The sequence below is a fragment of the Aliivibrio finisterrensis genome, assembly GCF_008933155.1.
GTDB classification, from domain to species: Bacteria; Pseudomonadota; Gammaproteobacteria; order Enterobacterales; family Vibrionaceae; genus Aliivibrio; species Aliivibrio finisterrensis.
On sequence record NZ_WBVP01000027.1, the window covers coordinates 1 to 17,324 of the forward strand.

Sequence of the window (17,324 nt, forward strand, 5' to 3'; positions counted from 1 at the left end):
TGGATAGAGTACCTGGCTACGAACCAGGCGGTCGGAGGTTCGAATCCTCCCTGGCGCACCATTCTTTTAAAAGAACCTGATCTTAATGATCGGGTTTTTTTATGTCTGAAGGAAATTAAGTTAATCAATTGATGGTTTTATTAAATATATTGATTTAAAGGTTATTGTTAGGTAATTTGATTGTAATCAGTTTAAGTTTAGGGAAGTAGTGGCAGTGTATGGATATATCTTGTCATTTTATTCTTTTTGGAACTTATTTAGATTGTTTCTGATTTGACAATTTCGTTGAGGTCGAGATAATCACTTACTCTTTTTAGAATAAAAGAGCACATTTAATACCAATCTACATAAGTATTTGATCATTCTTGCTTGTTAAAATCTATTATGTCTGCGTTATAAATTTTGTAATTAGAACGACTAGTTATTGTAATTTATGCCTTGCTCTAATCGATTTTTCCTACGCAATTATCTGAATAACTACTTACTCAGAATGGTATAACATTGTCACTATCATCAAAAAGGAATAAAAGATGACAGACATTGGAAGTTTACTATTGGAAGCGGCAACCTTAATGCTTACAGGCATGGGGGTTGTATTTATATTCCTTACTATTCTAGTTTATCTAGTTCAACTCATGTCTAAGTTGTTGCCTGTGGAGCTAGCGCCCAAACAGGTACTCGCTGTCCAGAAAAATTCAGATCCCGATCAAACAACAGTGCAGCCTCAAGTGATTGCTGCAATTTCTGCTGCGGTTAAGTTACACCTTCAAAAGCATAAATAATCTGTTTTAGGAAAATTATTACAAGGAGTTTGTAAGTATGTCTAAACCACTTTCTATCACTGATGTGGTACTTCGTGACGCCCATCAATCACTCTTCGCAACGCGTATGCGTGTTGAAGATATGCTGCCTATTGCTGAGCAGCTCGATAAAATTGGCTATTGGTCATTAGAAACCTGGGGTGGAGCAACATTTGATGCTTGTATTCGTTACTTAGGTGAAGATCCGTGGGAGCGGTTACGCTTATTAAAAGCAGCAATGCCAAATACGCCAATGCAAATGCTATTACGTGGTCAAAACCTATTGGGTTATCGCCACTATGCTGATGATGTGGTAGAAAAGTTTGTTGAGCGAGCTCATAGTAATGGTATGGATGTATTCCGTATTTTTGATGCAATGAATGATGTGAGAAACTTTCAAACAGCCGTTAAAGCGACAATTGATGTTGGTGCTCATGCACAAGGTACACTTTCTTACACGACCAGCCCTGTGCATAATTCAGATACTTGGGTCGATCTAGCAAAACGTCTTGAAGATCTTGGGTGTCATTCTCTTTGTATTAAAGACATGTCTGGTTTACTTAAACCTTATGAAGCAGAAGAATTAATTACACGAATTAAAGCGTCATGTGATGTGCCATTGGCATTACATAGCCATGCAACAACCGGTTTGTCAGCAGCAACAGCAGTAAAAGCCGTTGAAGCGGGTATTGATATCCTCGATACGGCAATTTCTTCAATGAGCCAGACTTACGGTCATACACCAACGGAAACGGTTGTGGCTATGTTAGAGGGCACTGAGCGAGATACGAATTTAAAACTCGATCAACTAGAGCCGATAGCTTCTTACTTCCGAGAAGTTCGTAAAAAATACGCCAAGTTTGAAGGCCAGTTAAAAGGAGTCGATTCTCGCATCCTTATTGCACAAGTTCCCGGTGGAATGCTAACGAATATGGAAAGCCAACTTAAAGAGCAGGGTGCTGCTGATAAGATGGATGAAGTTTTATTAGAGATCCCGAAAGTGCGTAAAGATCTTGGCTACATTCCTTTAGTGACGCCAACATCACAAATTGTAGGCACTCAAGCCGTGATTAATGTGCTTACCGGTGAGCGCTATAAAAGCATTACAAAAGAAACCGCAGGGGTTCTTAAAGGAGAATATGGTTCAGCTCCTGCTGCTGTCGATGCTGAACTTCAAGCTCGTGTATTAGACGGTGCTGAAGCCATTACTTGTCGCCCAGCTGATCTATTGAAATCGGAACTTCATACCCTAACAGATGAGTTGCTAGCGAAAGCAAAAGAAGAGAATATCGAACTTGCAGAGCAACAAGTTGATGATGTTCTTACTTATGCTTTATTCCCTCAAGTTGGGCTTAAATTCTTAAATAACCGCAATAATCCAGATGCTTTTGAACCAGCACCAGGCTCAGAAAAAGAAGGAGTGGAAGAGGGCGTGAAAGTAACGCCAGCAAAAGGTAAAGTTGAAGCATATAGCGTTAAAGTTGATGGTCAAATTTACAATGTTGAAGTTGGCCCTCAAGGCGTTATTTCTTCGGTAGCTCCAGTATCCGCTCAACCAGCACCAGTTCAATCTCCTCAGTTATCAGCAGTGGATGCTGAATCAGTAGATGCTCCATTAGCTGGAAATATTTTTAAAGTGCTCGTTCAACCTGGAACAGAAGTTGCGGAAGGTGAGGTTTTACTCATTCTTGAAGCCATGAAAATGGAAACTGAGATCAAAGCGTCACGTAATGGTACAGTGCAGGATATTTTAACTAAGGAAGGCGATGCGGTAGCTGTTGGCACACCGTTGCTTTCTCTAGCGTAAGGTAAGTTAAACATGGATGGTTTATTAATATTATGGAATGAAACCTCAATTGCTAATTTTAAGTTTGAACAACTTATTATGATTTTAGTAGGTTGCGGTCTTTTATTCTTAGCGATTAAAAAAGGATTTGAGCCATTACTACTGCTACCAATTGGTTTTGGTGCAATATTGGCTAACATTCCAAACGCAGGCTTTACAGAGCCCGGCGGTTTACTTTACTACGTTTATTACGTTGGGATTGAAACCGGAATCTTCCCACTCTTGATCTTCATGGGGGTGGGTGCAATGACGGATTTTGGGGCACTCATCGCAAACCCTAAAACGTTATGGTTAGGCGCAGCTGCGCAAGTGGGTATTTTTGCAACATTATTTGGTGCGATTTTGCTTAACTTTGTTCCTGGCATGGAATTTACATTAGCTGATGCTTCATCAATTGCTATTATTGGTGGTGCTGATGGTCCAACTGCTATCTTCTTAGCGAGTAAATTATCCCCTGATTTATTGGGTGCCGTTGCTGTTGCTGCATACAGCTATATGGCCTTAGTGCCAATCATTCAGCCTCCAATAATGAAGGCACTAACTACACCAGAAGAGCGTAAAATTAAGATGGCCCAATTGCGTCATGTAGGTAAAGCGGAGAAGATCATTTTCCCGCTAGCTGTTCTTCTTATGACGATTCTATTTTTACCATCAGCAACGCCGTTAGTTGGCATGTTCTGTTTAGGTAATTTGATGAAAGAGTCTGGTGTTGTCGATCGTTTATCTAGTACTGCTCAAAATGAACTGATCAATGTTGTGACCATCTTCTTAGGGCTCGGTGTTGGTTCAAAGCTAGAAGCTGAAACCTTTTTGAACGTTGAAACGTTAGGCATTTTATTGCTAGGTGCGGTTGCTTTCAGCGTCGGTACTGCTGGTGGTTTAATTATGGCTAAGATATTAAATAAATATTCGAAAGAAGACATAAACCCATTAATTGGTGCTGCTGGGGTATCAGCTGTGCCGATGGCTGCTCGAGTGGTTAATAAGGTAGGTCTTGAAGCTAACCCCCAAAACTTCTTATTGATGCATGCAATGGGACCTAATGTTGCTGGTGTACTCGGCTCTGCGGTTGCCGCTGGTATCTTATTAGCGCTTGTTGGTTAATATTGAGTAAAACTTAACAATAAAAGGGTGCAGTAGCACCCTTTTTTATTTTATGCTTATTAACTATATTTACTGGGCTATCGGGATTTCTTCACCATGTTCGATTGGTTTAATGCGGATTCAGCATTATGGGTATTATTTAGCTCTGGATTTTTAAGTGCCACATTATTACCAGGAGCCTCAGAGGCAAGTTTAATTGCAACATTAAAATTAGACAGTTTTTCTATGTGGACAGTTATTGCTGTAGCTACATTGGGAAATACGCTCGGAGGCATAACAAATTATTGGCTTGGTTTGTTACTCCCTGATAAAACTTCTTCACAAAAACACGGTCATAAAGCCATTCAATCGATAAAAAAATACGGCTATTGGACGTTATTTTTCAGTTGGTTACCTGTTATTGGTGATCCCCTTTGTTTAGCTGCCGGATGGTTAAGAATGAAGTTCTGGCCATGTGTGATTTTAATAGGAATTGGCAAGGCTGTTCGATACGTTCTTCTATCGTTTGCAGTAAATGGAATATTATAGGATTTAAGATGAAAAAATTATTAGGTCTCTCGATTATTTTAGCACTCGCAGGGTGCAGTAATTCTGAGTTTGAAGCCCCAAAAAAATCAGACCTGCCAGAAGGTGTTACTTTGGTTGAGCAAGTGCTACCAAAAGAAGGCACTACAGTAATTCCTTATCAGAAATACAGATTAGAAAACGGGCTAACTGTAATTCTTAGCCCTGATCATTCAGATCCTCTCGTACATGTTGATGTGACTTATCATGTAGGCTCTGCACGAGAAGAGATCGGTAAATCAGGTTTCGCTCATTTCTTTGAGCATATGATGTTTCAAGGTTCCGAAAATGTTGGCGACCAACAACATTTTAAAATCATCACTGAAGCAGGTGGGACGTTAAACGGCACGACTAATCGCGATAGAACAAATTATTTTGAAACCGTACCCGCGAATCAATTAGAAAAAATGCTATGGCTAGAATCTGATCGAATGGGCTTCTTGATTGATGCTGTTTCCCAAAAGAAATTTGAGATCCAACGCAGCACAGTGAAAAATGAGCGCGGTCAGAATTATGATAACCGTCCATATGGTTTAATTTACGAAAGAATGGGAGAGGCGTTATTCCCACAAGGTCATCCATATTCATGGCAAACGATAGGGTATGTCGAGGATTTAGATCGTGTTGATGTTAACGACTTAAAAGCCTTCTTTTTACGTTGGTATGGGCCTAACAATGCCGTTATTACTATCGGTGGTGATTTAGATAGCAAGCAAACATTAGAGTGGGTAAACAAATACTTTGGTTCAATCCCTCGTGGTCCTGAAGTTGAAAATGCCCCTAAACAACCAGTAACGTTAATAGAAAACCGTTACATCACACTAGAAGACCGCATTCAACAACCAATGGTTATGATTGGTTGGCCAACGACGTATCGTGGTGAAGACACAGAAGCCAGCTTGGATATGTTAGCAACGTTACTTGGTAGTGGTAAAACAAGCTTACTTTACCAAGAGTTAGTGAAGACTGGCAAAGTAGTTGATGCCGGCGCTTTTCATGATTGTGCAGAGTTATCATGTACTCTGTACGTGTACGCGATGACAGACTCTGGTGACAATAACAATTTAGCCACAGCTTATACTGAAGTGATGGATGTGCTTGAAAAATTTGATAAAGAGGGCGTATCAAAAGAAGACCTTGCTGAAGTTCAAGGCAGTGCCGAAGCTGGAGCGATATTTGGATTGCAATCGGTATCAGGAAAAGTATCTCAACTTGCTTCAAATGAGACATTCTATGGTCAACCTAACCAACTTGAAAAACAATTAACGGAACTAAAAGCAGTAACGCCAGAAAAAGTATCTCAAGCCTTTGATCATTATATTGCTGATAAATATAAGGTGACGTTAAGTGTTGTACCAAAAGGAAAAACACAACTTCAAGTTAAAGAACCAAACTTTATTACGCCAAAAAGAGATCTACCTGAGTATCACAAAATTGGTGAAGGTGATTTAGAAGTACGTAAAGCGGTTGATGATTTTGATCGCTCTATTATGCCTCAACCATCAAAAGCCGTGACGGCCAAAACACCGGATATTTATCGTGCGAAATTACAGAACGATATTGAAATATTAGGCACTGAAGCGATTGAGACACCAACGATTCAATTACAGATAGCAATACCTGCTGGAAATCGCTATGTGGTAAGAGGTAAGGAAGGGTTAGCTGAGTTAACCGCAGCCATGATGGAAGAAGGAACCATCGAGCGTTCCGCTGAAGATATTCAAAAAGAATTGGATAAATTAGGCAGCTCAGTCTCTTTTAATACTGGCAGTTATACGACAACCATTTCAATAGCATCACTGACGAAAAATATTGATCAAACATTAGCCATAGTAAATGACATGTTATTTGCTCCAGCCTTCAAAGAGGCTGATTTTGAGCGATTGAAAAAACAAGCAATGGAAGGGCTTGTTTACGATCATCAAAAACCATCATGGTTAGCTTCTCAGGCGACTCGTGAAGTCTTGTTTAGCGGGACTATTTTTGAACGTTCTCCAGATGGCACGCTAGACTCAGTCAACAGTTTAACCATTGAAGATGTAAAACAGTTCTATAAAGATAATTACACCCCTGTTGGGACTCAAGTCGTTTCTGTTGGTGATATAACTAAATCAGATCTTGTATCAAAACTTTCTTTCTTAGCGGATTGGCAAGGTAAGACGCCTCAGCTATTAGCACCACAAAAATTACCTAAATTAGGCAAACAAAAGATTTATTTTGTAGATAAACCGAACGCGCCCCAAAGTGTGATTCGCTTTGTCCGCCAAGGTATGCCATATGATGCGACAGGGGAGCTGTATCAGACTCAATTAGCTAACTTTAACTTAGGTGGTAATTTTAACAGTCGAATTAATCAGAACCTTCGTGAAGATAAAGGGTATACCTACGGTGCTGGTGGCTATTTAATGGGAAATAAAGAAATTGGAATGTCGATTTTTTATGCCCAAGTTCGAGCTGATGTAACGCTAGAATCGATCAAGGAATTCATTACTGAAATGAAAAAATTTGAAACGGATGGCATGACAATGGATGAGTTGAACTTTATGCGCTTAGCAGTTGGTCAACAAGATGCACTGAAGTATGAAACCCCAAGTCAAAAAGCAAATTTACTTGGCAAAATTCTCACCTATTCTTTGGATGAAGATTTCATTGATGAACAAAATGAGTTAATAGCGACATTAGGGCGTAATGAACTGAATGCATTAGCTGCAAAATGGTTTGATCCAACGGAATATCAAATTATTGTGGTTGGTGATGAAAAGTCATTAATGCCTAAACTAAAAACATTAGGTTTACCAATAGAGTTACTAACACCTAATAAGTAATGATTGTTAGAAAGACGGCAATATATAAAAATATCGCCGTTTTTTTTCGTATCCAAGTCTCATTAAAATTTGTTAGTATCTCAGGATATAAATCAACATTATGATGTTGAACTTACCTCAATAGCGAGATTGTATTTTGACCGAATTTATCAACCGATTACAGAAAGTCGCTTCCAATCCTAAGGCCTTTAAGAAAGCGGGTCGAGGAATTGAAAGAGAGACCCTACGATTTACTTTAGGCGCTTCACTTTCGTCGAAGCCACATCCTGTAGGTGTCGGTTCAGCATTAACGCATAAATACATAACCACTGATTTTGCAGAGTCTTTACTAGAGTTTATTACACCTGTATCGAATGACGTCGATACAGTAATCCAACAACTTGAAGATGTACACCATTATACGGTTTCACACATGGGTGAAGAAAAGCTTTGGCCCCTCTCTATGCCATGTTTTGTTACTCATGACGACGATATTACGCTTGCGCAGTATGGCTCATCAAATGTAGGGCAGCTGAAAACAACATACCGTGAAGGGCTAAAACGCCGATATGGTAGTGTGATGCAGGTGATCTCGGGCGTGCATTTTAACTTTTCATTCTCAACAGAGTTTTGGGATGAATTGTTTGGTAAGCAATCTGAAAATGAAAGAAAAGAGTCAGTATCAGATGCTTACTTTGGTTTGATCCGTAACTATTATCGTTTTGGTTGGTTAATTCCGTATTTCTTTGGTGCGTCTCCAGCACTGTGTAGCTCATTTATTCAAGGCCGTGAAACGGCAATGGAGTTTGAAACATTAGGGAGTACGCTTTATCTTCCTTATGCAACGTCTTTACGGTTAAGTGATCTTGGCTATACCAATGATTCACAAAGTGATTTAAAAATCAGTTTAAACAGCGTTAGTGAGTACGTTGATGGTTTAAATAAAGCAATACGGACACCATCAGAAGAATTTGCAAAAATTGGTTTAAAAGAGGGTGATAAGCACATTCAATTGAATGCCAATGTACTGCAAATCGAAAATGAACTGTATGCCCCAATCCGCCCTAAGCGTGTTGCTAAAAATGGCGAAAGGCCATCAGAAGCATTAGAAAGAGATGGCGTAGAATACATAGAAGTTCGCTCATTAGATGTAAACCCATTCAGCTCTGTAGGGGTTGATAAAGACCAAGTCCGTTTCTTAGACTTATTTTTAACATGGGCAGTACTAACAGATTCAGCGCCAATGAATGACAGTGAAATGGCATGTTGGAAAGATAATTGGAATAAGATCATTGAAAAAGGTCGTAAACCAGGCTTAGAACTGAAGATTGGTTGCCAAGGCGAACGGTTAACTCAAAAAGCATGGGCTGAGCGAGTATTTGATGATTTACTGGTTATCGCTAAAAAAATGGACGCTGCGAATGGAGATGATGAATATCAACAAACTCACCAACGTTTAATAGCAATGATTGAAGATCCAGAGTTAACCATCTCAGGTCGTTTACTTGCAGATACGAAAAAAGGTGGTGGTATTGGTAAAATAGGGTGTGATCTTGCGGTTCAACACCGCGAAACTCATCTTAATCATCAATATGGCTATTATACTAAAGAAGAGTTAGATGCTGAGGTTGAGCGTTCTATTCAAGCACAGAAAGACATTGAAGCGAAAGATACGCTCTCTTTCTCTGAGTATTTGAGTAATTACTTTAGTTATTTGAAGTAATTATTAATAGAAACTTATAGCACTGTTATTCTATGAATAACGGTGCTTTTTTTTGAGTGAGTTTATGAATTACAAATTAGTCATTGTTGCTGTTACTTTTTCAGTATTAACGGGATGTGCGACTGCTCCCCCAACAAAACAAGACAACTTATGTGATATTTTTCGAGAGAAAAGTGGTTGGTATGATGACGCCAAAGACATGACTGAAGAATATGGAACTCCAATAAATGTAGCCATGGCCATTATGAAACAAGAAAGTAGCTTCAGAGCAACGGTAAGGCCACCAAGAACTCAATTGCTAGGGTTTATCCCATGGAGTCGCCCAAGTTCCGCTTATGGTTATGCGCAAGCTCAAGACCCTGTATGGGGAGAGTATGAAGAAGCAACCGGTGGAGGATCTCGCAGTAGCTTTGATGACGCCATTATGTTTATAGGTTGGTATACTGATGGTACGCAAAAACAATTAGGGATCTCAAAGTGGGACCCGTATAACCAATATCTGGCTTATCATGAAGGTCGTGGTGGTTATAAACGTAAAAGCTATCAAAGAAAACCACAATTGATTAAGATAGCTCGTAAGGTCGAATCTCAAGCAAAAACGTATGGCTGGCAATTAAAACAATGTAAAGCCGAACTTGAACGACAAAGTAGTTGGTGGTGGTAAGCCATCATTTCATAAATTAAAGGATTAGAATATGCCACTATTAGATAGTTTCACTGTAGATCATACTCGTATGGAAGCACCAGCGGTTCGTGTTGCAAAAACAATGCAAACTCCAAAAGGTGATACGATCACTGTGTTTGACTTACGCTTTACCGCACCAAACAAAGATATATTATCAGAAAAAGGCATTCATACTTTAGAGCATTTATACGCAGGCTTTATGCGTAATCATCTAAATGGTTCAGAGGTTGAAATTATAGATATTTCGCCAATGGGATGTCGTACAGGCTTTTACATGAGCTTGATTGGTACACCAGCCGAGCAAACCGTTGCTAATGCCTGGATAGCATCAATGGAAGATGTTTTAAAAGTAGAAGCACAAAATAAGATACCTGAATTGAATGAGTACCAGTGTGGCACTTACACCATGCATTCATTAGAAGAAGCAAAAGCGATTGCGAGTACTATTTTAGCATCAGGTATTCGAGTAAATAGAAACGACGAATTAGCATTACCAGATTCAATGCTAAAAGAATTATCGGTTGATTAATTTTAACATTAATAACTAAAAAGCCCGCATTTAATTTTATCTAATGCGGTTTTTTTATGTATTATTTGTCTTCAGGGCTTGGAAAGACTTTCACCAAATTAATTTTATTTTCTTCTACTGTTACGATTTCCATATTGTGTTGGTCAATTTCAAGACTAATTTCAGCTTCAGGTATTTCTTCTAGGTGTTCAAGAATTAAGCCATTTAACGTTCTTGGTCCATCGGTTGGTAAATCCCACTTTAACCCTTTATTAATATCTCGGATATTGGCACTGCCTTCAATCATAAAGCTACCATCTGGCTGAGGTGTTATTTCTTCAGCTAGGCTTGGAGCCATTGAGGTCGTGAATTCACCCACAATCTCTTCCAAAATATCTTCTAACGTGATTAGACCTTGGATATCGCCATATTCATCAACAATTAAGCCTATACGCTCCTTATTGCGTTGGAATTTTAATAATTGTGTATTTAATGGTGTGGCTTCTGGGATGAAATATATCTCATCAGCTGCTCTCAATAAGGTTTCCTTGGTAAATTCATTTTTCTCAAGCATTAATCGATAAGATTCTCGTAAGCGTAACATGCCAACGACTTCGTCGATTTGATCACGATATAGAACAATACGTCCATGAGGAGAATGAGTTAATTGGCGTGAAATAGATTTCCAATCATCATTAATATCAATCCCGGTGATCTCACTGCGAGGCACCATAATATCATTTACGGTTACGTGCTCTAAATCGAGAATGGAAATTAACATATCTTGGTGACGACGCGGAATTAACCCTCCAGCCTCATGCACAACCGTTCTAAGCTCTTCTGAACTCAGGTTGTCTTTATCATTATGGTCAGCCCCAAGGCCTAACAGCTTAAGAAAACCATTGGTGATAAAATTAACCAAAATAACGAGAGGAGAAAGTATCTTCATTAAAACATTTAATACAATACTGCTGCTGTAAGAGACTCGTTCAGGATACATTGCCGCAAGGGTTTTAGGAGTGACTTCAGCAAAAACAAGAATGACAAGAGTTAACACACCCGTGGCAATAGCTACACCATAATCACCATAAAGGCGCATACCAAGAATAGTAGCGATTGCAGAAGCAAGGATATTAACAAGGTTATTACCGATAAGAATTAAGCCGATAAGGCGGTCAGGACGACTCAGTAACTTTTCAACGCGCTTTGCCCCTTTATGACCTTGATTGGATAGGTGCTTTAGACGATAGCGGTTTAACGACATCATGCCTGTTTCAGAGCTTGAGAAGTAACCAGAGATAACAATAAGTATAGCTAATAACGTAAATAGGGCGCCGGTTGATATGTCGTCCAAGTGTCTTGATCCTCTATTTTAAAAGGGTAACTAAAGGGTATTTATCTTATCTGATAATCAGTCTGTCAAGTTTGAATACCAAAAGTGAGCGATTACCACAATTTAAGTTAAAATTACCTCTTGAACAAAACGACTGCCAAAGTAAGCCAGAGTCAGTAAAAATGCACCAGATAAACTGAACCATAATACTTTCTGACCGCGCCAACCTCGTTGGTAATGACCCCAAGTTAATACAGCATAAATAACCCAAGCTATAAAGGAAAGGATTGCTTTGTGAGCCTTACCTTGTGCAAACATATCTTGAATATATGTGAAGCCTGTCATTAATGTAAGTGTCAGTAGCAATAAACCCACTAAAATGATCTTGAAAAGCTGACGTTCAACCATCATTAATGGTGGAAGGTTTGGATTTAACATTAATGACTTTTTACTTTTTAGTTTATGATCGAGCCAAGCAAGTTGTAAGGCATAAAGTGTTGCGATCATTAACGTTGAATAGGCAAACAGTGCTAAAGAAATATGAATTAATAAACTTGGATGAGACTCTAAGTGAGTAATAAACGCCCCTGGCAAAAAAGTCGCTGCGATTAAGTTAATTGCAGAGAAACTATAAACGACGGGCAAAATAAACCACACTCTAAACTTGAGCATAGAAACACTCATTACTAGCGATATAATAAAGCTAATAAGAGAAGCCACATTTAGAATACTTAAATTTTGCCCAAAGCTATTTAGGATCAATTCTTTTAATTGCCATGCGTGCAGAAGTAAAGCAAGTGAAGCACAAATCAGTACTACATTTATTTGGATCTTATTTTGGCCAGCTAGGCCTGGGATCACAAACCCTAAAGCAAGAAAGTAAAAAAGTGCAGCACTTATTGCTGTAATCGTATCCATAATTCACTGATCATTTAGTTTATCAACATTTTGATTATACCCTTTAGAGGGCAATCTCGGTAGGTGTGATTCAGTTAGGATAAAAAATTTTCATTATAACGTCTCAGATTTAGGTATAATCGAGAAATGGTCGCAAAGTAGGCGCAGGAATATGTTTGATAATTTAACGGATAGACTATCCAAAACCCTGAAAAATATCAGTGGTAAAGGTCGATTAACAGAAGACAATATAAAAGAAACACTGCGTGAAGTGCGCATGGCTCTATTAGAGGCCGACGTAGCTTTACCTGTAGTTCGTGATTTTATTAAGCGTGTAAAAGAAGGCGCGGTTGGTGTTGAGGTTTCAAAAAGTTTAACTCCAGGACAAGAGTTCATAAAGATTGTTCAATCTGAACTTCAAACCGTGATGGGGGCATCAAATGAAGCCTTAAATTTAGCGTGTCAGCCGCCAGCGGTTATTTTAATGGCGGGTTTACAAGGTGCAGGTAAAACAACCAGTACAGGTAAACTTGCTAAATTATTAAAAGAGCGTGATAAGAAAAAAGTACTTGTTGTTTCTGCCGATGTTTACCGTCCTGCGGCGATCAAACAGCTAGAAATGTTAGCAGGAGAGGTTGATGTTGACTTTTTCCCATCAAGTGCAGATCAAAAGCCAATTGATATCGTCGATGCTGCAATTGGGCATGCAAAACTGAAGTTTTTTGATGTTGTTATCGTGGATACAGCCGGTCGTCTAGCTGTTGATACTGAAATGATGGATGAAATCAAACAGCTTCATTCTCATGTGAATCCGATTGAAACCCTGTTTGTTGTTGATGCAATGACAGGCCAAGATGCGGCGAATACCGCTAAAGCCTTTGGTGATGCTTTACCACTAACCGGTGTTATTTTAACTAAAATAGATGGTGATGCTCGTGGTGGTGCCGCTTTATCTGTTCGTCATATCACAGGTAAGCCAGTTAAGTTTTTAGGTGTAGGTGAAAAAACCGATGCACTTGAAGCGTTCCATCCAGAACGAATTGCCTCTCGAATTTTGGGTATGGGTGATGTTCTTTCTTTAATTGAAGATCTTGAAAAGAACGTTGATAAAGAGAAAGCAGAGAAACTAGCTAAAAAATTCAAAGAGAAAAAAGGCTTTGATTTAGAAGATTTCCGCGAACAGCTTGGTCAAATGAAAAACATGGGCGGCATGATGGGAATGATGAATAAGCTCCCAGGCATGTCTCAACTACCAAGTGATGTAAAAGATAAAGTTGATGACAAGATGTTCAATCAAATGGAAGCGATTATTAATTCCATGACAATGAAAGAACGTGAACGTCCAGAAATCATCAAAGGATCACGTAAAAAGCGTATTGCTGCAGGTTCTGGTGTTCAAGTGCAAGATGTAAACCGTATGCTAAAACAATTTACTCAAATGCAGAAAATGATGAAAAAAATGCAGAAGGGTGGAATGAAAGGCATGATGCGTAATATGCAAGGAATGATGGGCGGAATGGGCGGGATGGGTGGCCTTGGCCGCTAACGCTCATTAAACTGATGATATCCTAAAAGTTATATAATTAAGTGCGACAAGCTAATTTAGTGAAAAACATAACCTAGCGCACTTTTTTTTTCCAATTTTTTCATCAATTACAAAAATAATTGGTGAAAAAGTAACTAAATCCCTTGCATTGAAACTCTATAAGAGTAAAATTCCGGGGCTTTAATTTGGCACGAGGGCTCAAAAATTCATCTTTTTGGGCCAATTTAATTTTTATACAAAGCAAAAGAGGACGATATGGTTACCATTCGTTTGGCACGTCACGGCGCTAAGAAGCGTCCATTTTATCAAATCGTAGTAGCGGACAGCCGTTTTAAATCAACTGGTCGTTACATTGAGAAAGTAGGTTTCTTTAACCCTACAGCACAAGGTCAAGAAGAAGGTCTACGCCTAGATCTTGATCGTGTTGGTCACTGGGTTGAGCAAGGCGCTGGTCTTTCTGATCGTGTAGCTAAGCTAGTTAAAGACGCTAAAAAAGCGGCTTAATATTAGTTGGTTAAAGGTAAAGAATTTATGAGTAAGCAAGACGAAGTTATTGTTATAGGTAAGTTTGGTGCTTCCTATGGTATTCGTGGATGGTTGAAAGTAGTTTCCTTTACAGATCAACCTGAAAGCATTTTCGATTACAAGCCTTGGCTTATCCAAGTTAAAGGTGAGTGGGTCGAGTTTTCAGTCGAAAGCTGGAAACGTCATAAAGGTTTGGTGTGCAAACTGGAAGGGTTAGAGGTTCGAGAAGAAGCTCAAACTTATACTAACCTAGAAATTGCAGTTAAAGCAGATGTACTACCTGAGCTGTCAGAAGATGAGTTCTACTGGCGTGAATTGTTTGGTATGGAAGTGGTTACAACGCAAGGCTACGGTCTTGGTGTTGTTGACGACATTTTTGAAACCGGATCAAACGATGTTCTTGTAGTCAAAGCAAACCTGAAAGATGCTTTTGGTAAAAAGGAACGATTGATTCCTTTTATTGATGAGCAAGTGATCAAATTAATTGATCGTGAAGCTCAACGGATCGAAGTTGACTGGGATCCTGGGTTCTAATCCCTAGGTAAAGCGAGGGCACATGTGGGTTGGGGTTATTAGCCTATTTCCTGAAATGTTCCGTTCGGTTACCGATTTTGGGGTAACTAGCCAAGCAATTAAAAAAGGTCTTTTATCTATTGAGACATGGAATCCTAGAGATTTCACTCATGATAAACATCGCACTGTTGATGACCGACCTTATGGTGGTGGCCCTGGTATGTTAATGATGGTACAGCCTTTGCGCGATGCCATTACCGCAGCCAGGCAAACAGCACCAGGCAAAACGAAAGTTATTTACCTTTCACCTCAAGGCAGAACGCTGAATCAAGCAGGCGTTGAGGAGTTGGCAACAAATGAGAATTTAATTCTGATTTGTGGCCGATACGAAGGAGTAGATGAGCGCATAATACAATCTGAAGTTGACGAAGAATGGTCAATTGGGGATTTTGTGCTTACAGGTGGGGAACTCCCTGCTATGACGTTGATTGATTCTGTATCTCGGTTTGTTCCGGGTGTATTAGGTGATTTCGCGTCCGCTGAAGAAGATTCTTTTGCAGACGGTTTATTAGATTGTCCGCACTATACAAGACCTGAGGTTTTGGATGGTAAGGAAGTACCTAGTGTACTTAAATCTGGAAACCATAAAGATATCGCTCGTTGGCGAATGAAACAATCGTTAGGCCGTACTTGGCTAAGAAGACCAGAGCTCCTGGGAAATCTAGCTCTGACTGACGAACAGGAATTATTACTGGCTGAGTTTGTTCGTGAAGAACGCCAGAACAGTAAGTAATTAAGTAAATTTAGTATCAGTTTATTCTAGGATATACAAAAATGAGCAACATTATTAAAGCTCTTGAAGATGAGCAACTAAAACAAGACCTACCTAAATTCTCTCCAGGTGACACTGTAGTAGTTCAGGTTAAAGTTAAAGAAGGTGACCGTGAGCGTCTACAGGCATTCGAAGGCGTAGTAATCGCTATTCGTAACCGTGGTCTACACTCTGCGTTCACTGTACGTAAGATTTCTAACGGTGAAGGTGTTGAGCGTACGTTCCAAACACACTCTCCAGTTGTAAACAGCATCGAAGTTAAACGTCGCGGTGCAGTACGTCGTGCCAAGTTGTACTACCTACGTGAGCGTTCTGGTAAATCAGCTCGTATCAAAGAGAAGCTGGCTAAAAAGTAACGCACACGAGAACGTTCTCAAATGTGCTATGAAGGTGCGCTGTTATCAGCGCACCTTTTTTTTATACTCATACTTGACTGTAAATAATACATTACGAGTTGTTTTATTTGTACTAATTTAATTACAGTGGTTGATTTTTATTCCATAAATGTTAAATTATTTATACTTGTCTAAAAAGACTATTAATGGAAATAAAAGTTTACAGGTGTAGAGTATGAAAAAAAGTGAATTAAGCAATATTAATATTAGTGATGAGAAAGTACTTATCACACCACAAGAACTAAAAAATAAAATTCCATTAAGCGATAATGCTCGCCAATTTATTCAACAGTCTCGCCAGACCATTTCTAATATTATTCATAAAAAAGATCACCGTTTATTAATCGTATGTGGTCCTTGCTCTATTCATGATATCGATGCCGCGAAAGAATATGCAAAACGTTTAAAGGTGATCGCGGAAGATCTTAAAGATCAGCTTTATATTGTTATGCGAGTTTACTTTGAAAAACCACGAACAACCGTTGGTTGGAAAGGCTTGATTAATGATCCTCATTTAGATGGTTCTTTTGATATTGATTATGGCTTACATTCAGCAAGACGGCTTCTGGTTGATTTGGCTGAAATGGAAATTCCATTAGCAACAGAGGCGCTTGACCCAATTAGTCCACAATATATTGGTGATACATTTAGTTGGGCTGCGATTGGTGCTCGTACTACTGAATCTCAGACACACCGTGAGATGGCAAGTGGTTTATCAGTTCCTGTTGGTTTCAAAAATGGCACGGATGGTAGTTTATCAACATCAATTAATGCTATGCAGGCAGCGGCTTCTAGTCATCGTTTTATGGGGATCAATAGTGAAGGTCAAGTTGCATTATTAACAACTCAAGGTAATCCTAATGGCCATGTGATTCTTCGTGGTGGTAAACAAACGAATTATGACTCGGTATCGGTGACAGAGTGTGAAGAAGAGTTAGCTAAGTCAAATCTTGATGCGGCACTAATGATTGATTGTAGTCATGCAAATTCACGTAAGGATTATCGTCGTCAGCCATTGGTTGCTGAAGATGTGATCCATCAAATTCGAGAAGGCAATACATCAATCATTGGTTTAATGATTGAAAGCCACTTAAACGAAGGAAATCAACCTTCTGATATTCCATTATCAGAGATGAAATATGGGGTGTCTATCACCGATGCTTGTATCAATTGGGATTCAACTGAGGCACTATTACGCCATACTCACAAAGATTTAACTCCAATATTGGAAGAGCGTTTAAAAGGATAG

16 protein-coding genes are annotated in these 17,324 nt (G+C 39.2%); 14 read left to right on the forward strand and 2 right to left on the reverse strand.

Annotated elements, in window-relative coordinates:
- Positions 1–530: 530 nt before the first annotated feature.
- From F8B77_RS16145 to luxS, 8 genes are all read left to right on the forward strand, one after another.
- Positions 531–782 (forward strand): oxaloacetate decarboxylase subunit gamma, encoded by a 252-nt coding sequence (locus F8B77_RS16145; protein ID WP_151656591.1) that lies wholly within the window; start codon positions 531–533, stop codon positions 780–782.
- Positions 783–819: 37 nt separating this feature from the next.
- Positions 820–2,607: a sodium-extruding oxaloacetate decarboxylase subunit alpha gene (gene oadA / locus F8B77_RS16150; RefSeq protein WP_151656593.1), complete on the forward strand. Its 1,788-nt coding sequence runs from the start codon at positions 820–822 to the stop codon at positions 2,605–2,607.
- A gap of 12 nt (positions 2,608–2,619) precedes the next feature.
- Positions 2,620–3,750 carry a sodium ion-translocating decarboxylase subunit beta gene (locus F8B77_RS16155; protein ID WP_130044268.1) on the forward strand — a complete coding sequence of 377 codons (1,131 nt, stop codon included), beginning with the start codon at positions 2,620–2,622 and terminating at the stop codon, positions 3,748–3,750.
- A gap of 96 nt (positions 3,751–3,846) precedes the next feature.
- Positions 3,847–4,278: a YqaA family protein gene (locus F8B77_RS16160; RefSeq protein ID WP_151656595.1), complete on the forward strand. Its 432-nt coding sequence runs from the start codon at positions 3,847–3,849 to the stop codon at positions 4,276–4,278.
- 8 nt (positions 4,279–4,286) lie between these two features.
- Positions 4,287–7,139 (forward strand): M16 family metallopeptidase, encoded by a 2,853-nt coding sequence (locus tag F8B77_RS16165; protein WP_151656597.1) that lies wholly within the window; start codon positions 4,287–4,289, stop codon positions 7,137–7,139.
- Positions 7,140–7,275: 136 nt separating this feature from the next.
- Positions 7,276–8,841, forward strand: coding sequence for a glutamate--cysteine ligase (gshA, locus tag F8B77_RS16170; protein ID WP_151656599.1), 1,566 nt, complete (start codon positions 7,276–7,278; stop codon positions 8,839–8,841).
- A 64-nt stretch (positions 8,842–8,905) separates the two neighbouring features.
- Positions 8,906–9,505, forward strand: coding sequence for a transglycosylase SLT domain-containing protein (locus F8B77_RS16175; protein ID WP_130066338.1), 600 nt, complete (start codon positions 8,906–8,908; stop codon positions 9,503–9,505).
- A 31-nt stretch (positions 9,506–9,536) separates the two neighbouring features.
- Positions 9,537–10,055, forward strand: coding sequence for an S-ribosylhomocysteine lyase (luxS, locus tag F8B77_RS16180; protein ID WP_151656601.1), 519 nt, complete (start codon positions 9,537–9,539; stop codon positions 10,053–10,055).
- A gap of 61 nt (positions 10,056–10,116) precedes the next feature.
- On the opposite strand, the gene F8B77_RS16185 is transcribed toward luxS, so the two are convergent.
- Both F8B77_RS16185 and F8B77_RS16190 read right to left on the reverse strand, forming a co-directional pair.
- The gene (locus F8B77_RS16185) at positions 10,117–11,388 is read right to left on the reverse strand and encodes an HlyC/CorC family transporter (RefSeq protein WP_151656603.1); all 1,272 of its coding nucleotides are present in this window, start codon (positions 11,386–11,388) and stop codon (positions 10,117–10,119) included.
- Positions 11,389–11,490: 102 nt separating this feature from the next.
- The gene (locus F8B77_RS16190; RefSeq protein ID WP_151656606.1) at positions 11,491–12,285 is read right to left on the reverse strand and encodes a cytochrome C assembly family protein; all 795 of its coding nucleotides are present in this window, start codon (positions 12,283–12,285) and stop codon (positions 11,491–11,493) included.
- 151 nt (positions 12,286–12,436) lie between these two features.
- On the opposite strand from F8B77_RS16190, the gene ffh reads away from it, so the two are divergent.
- The 6 genes from ffh (at position 12,437) to F8B77_RS16220 (ending at position 17,324) form a co-directional block, all read left to right on the forward strand.
- Positions 12,437–13,810 carry a signal recognition particle protein gene (gene ffh, locus F8B77_RS16195; RefSeq protein ID WP_151656608.1) on the forward strand — a complete coding sequence of 458 codons (1,374 nt, stop codon included), beginning with the start codon at positions 12,437–12,439 and terminating at the stop codon, positions 13,808–13,810.
- Positions 13,811–14,065: 255 nt separating this feature from the next.
- Positions 14,066–14,314 (forward strand): 30S ribosomal protein S16, encoded by a 249-nt coding sequence (gene rpsP, locus F8B77_RS16200; protein ID WP_130044252.1) that lies wholly within the window; start codon positions 14,066–14,068, stop codon positions 14,312–14,314.
- Between the two features lie 27 nt (positions 14,315–14,341).
- A complete protein-coding gene (gene rimM / locus F8B77_RS16205) occupies positions 14,342–14,869 on the forward strand; it encodes a ribosome maturation factor RimM (protein WP_130044251.1) in 528 nt (175 codons plus the stop codon).
- Between the two features lie 22 nt (positions 14,870–14,891).
- On the forward strand, positions 14,892–15,641 hold the full coding sequence (gene trmD, locus F8B77_RS16210; RefSeq protein WP_151656610.1) for a tRNA (guanosine(37)-N1)-methyltransferase TrmD: 750 nt from the start codon (positions 14,892–14,894) through the stop codon (positions 15,639–15,641).
- Positions 15,642–15,682: 41 nt separating this feature from the next.
- Positions 15,683–16,036, forward strand: a complete 354-nt coding sequence (gene rplS / locus F8B77_RS16215) for a 50S ribosomal protein L19 (protein WP_130044249.1) — start codon at positions 15,683–15,685, stop codon at positions 16,034–16,036.
- A 214-nt stretch (positions 16,037–16,250) separates the two neighbouring features.
- A complete protein-coding gene (locus F8B77_RS16220; protein WP_151656612.1) occupies positions 16,251–17,324 on the forward strand; it encodes a 3-deoxy-7-phosphoheptulonate synthase in 1,074 nt (357 codons plus the stop codon).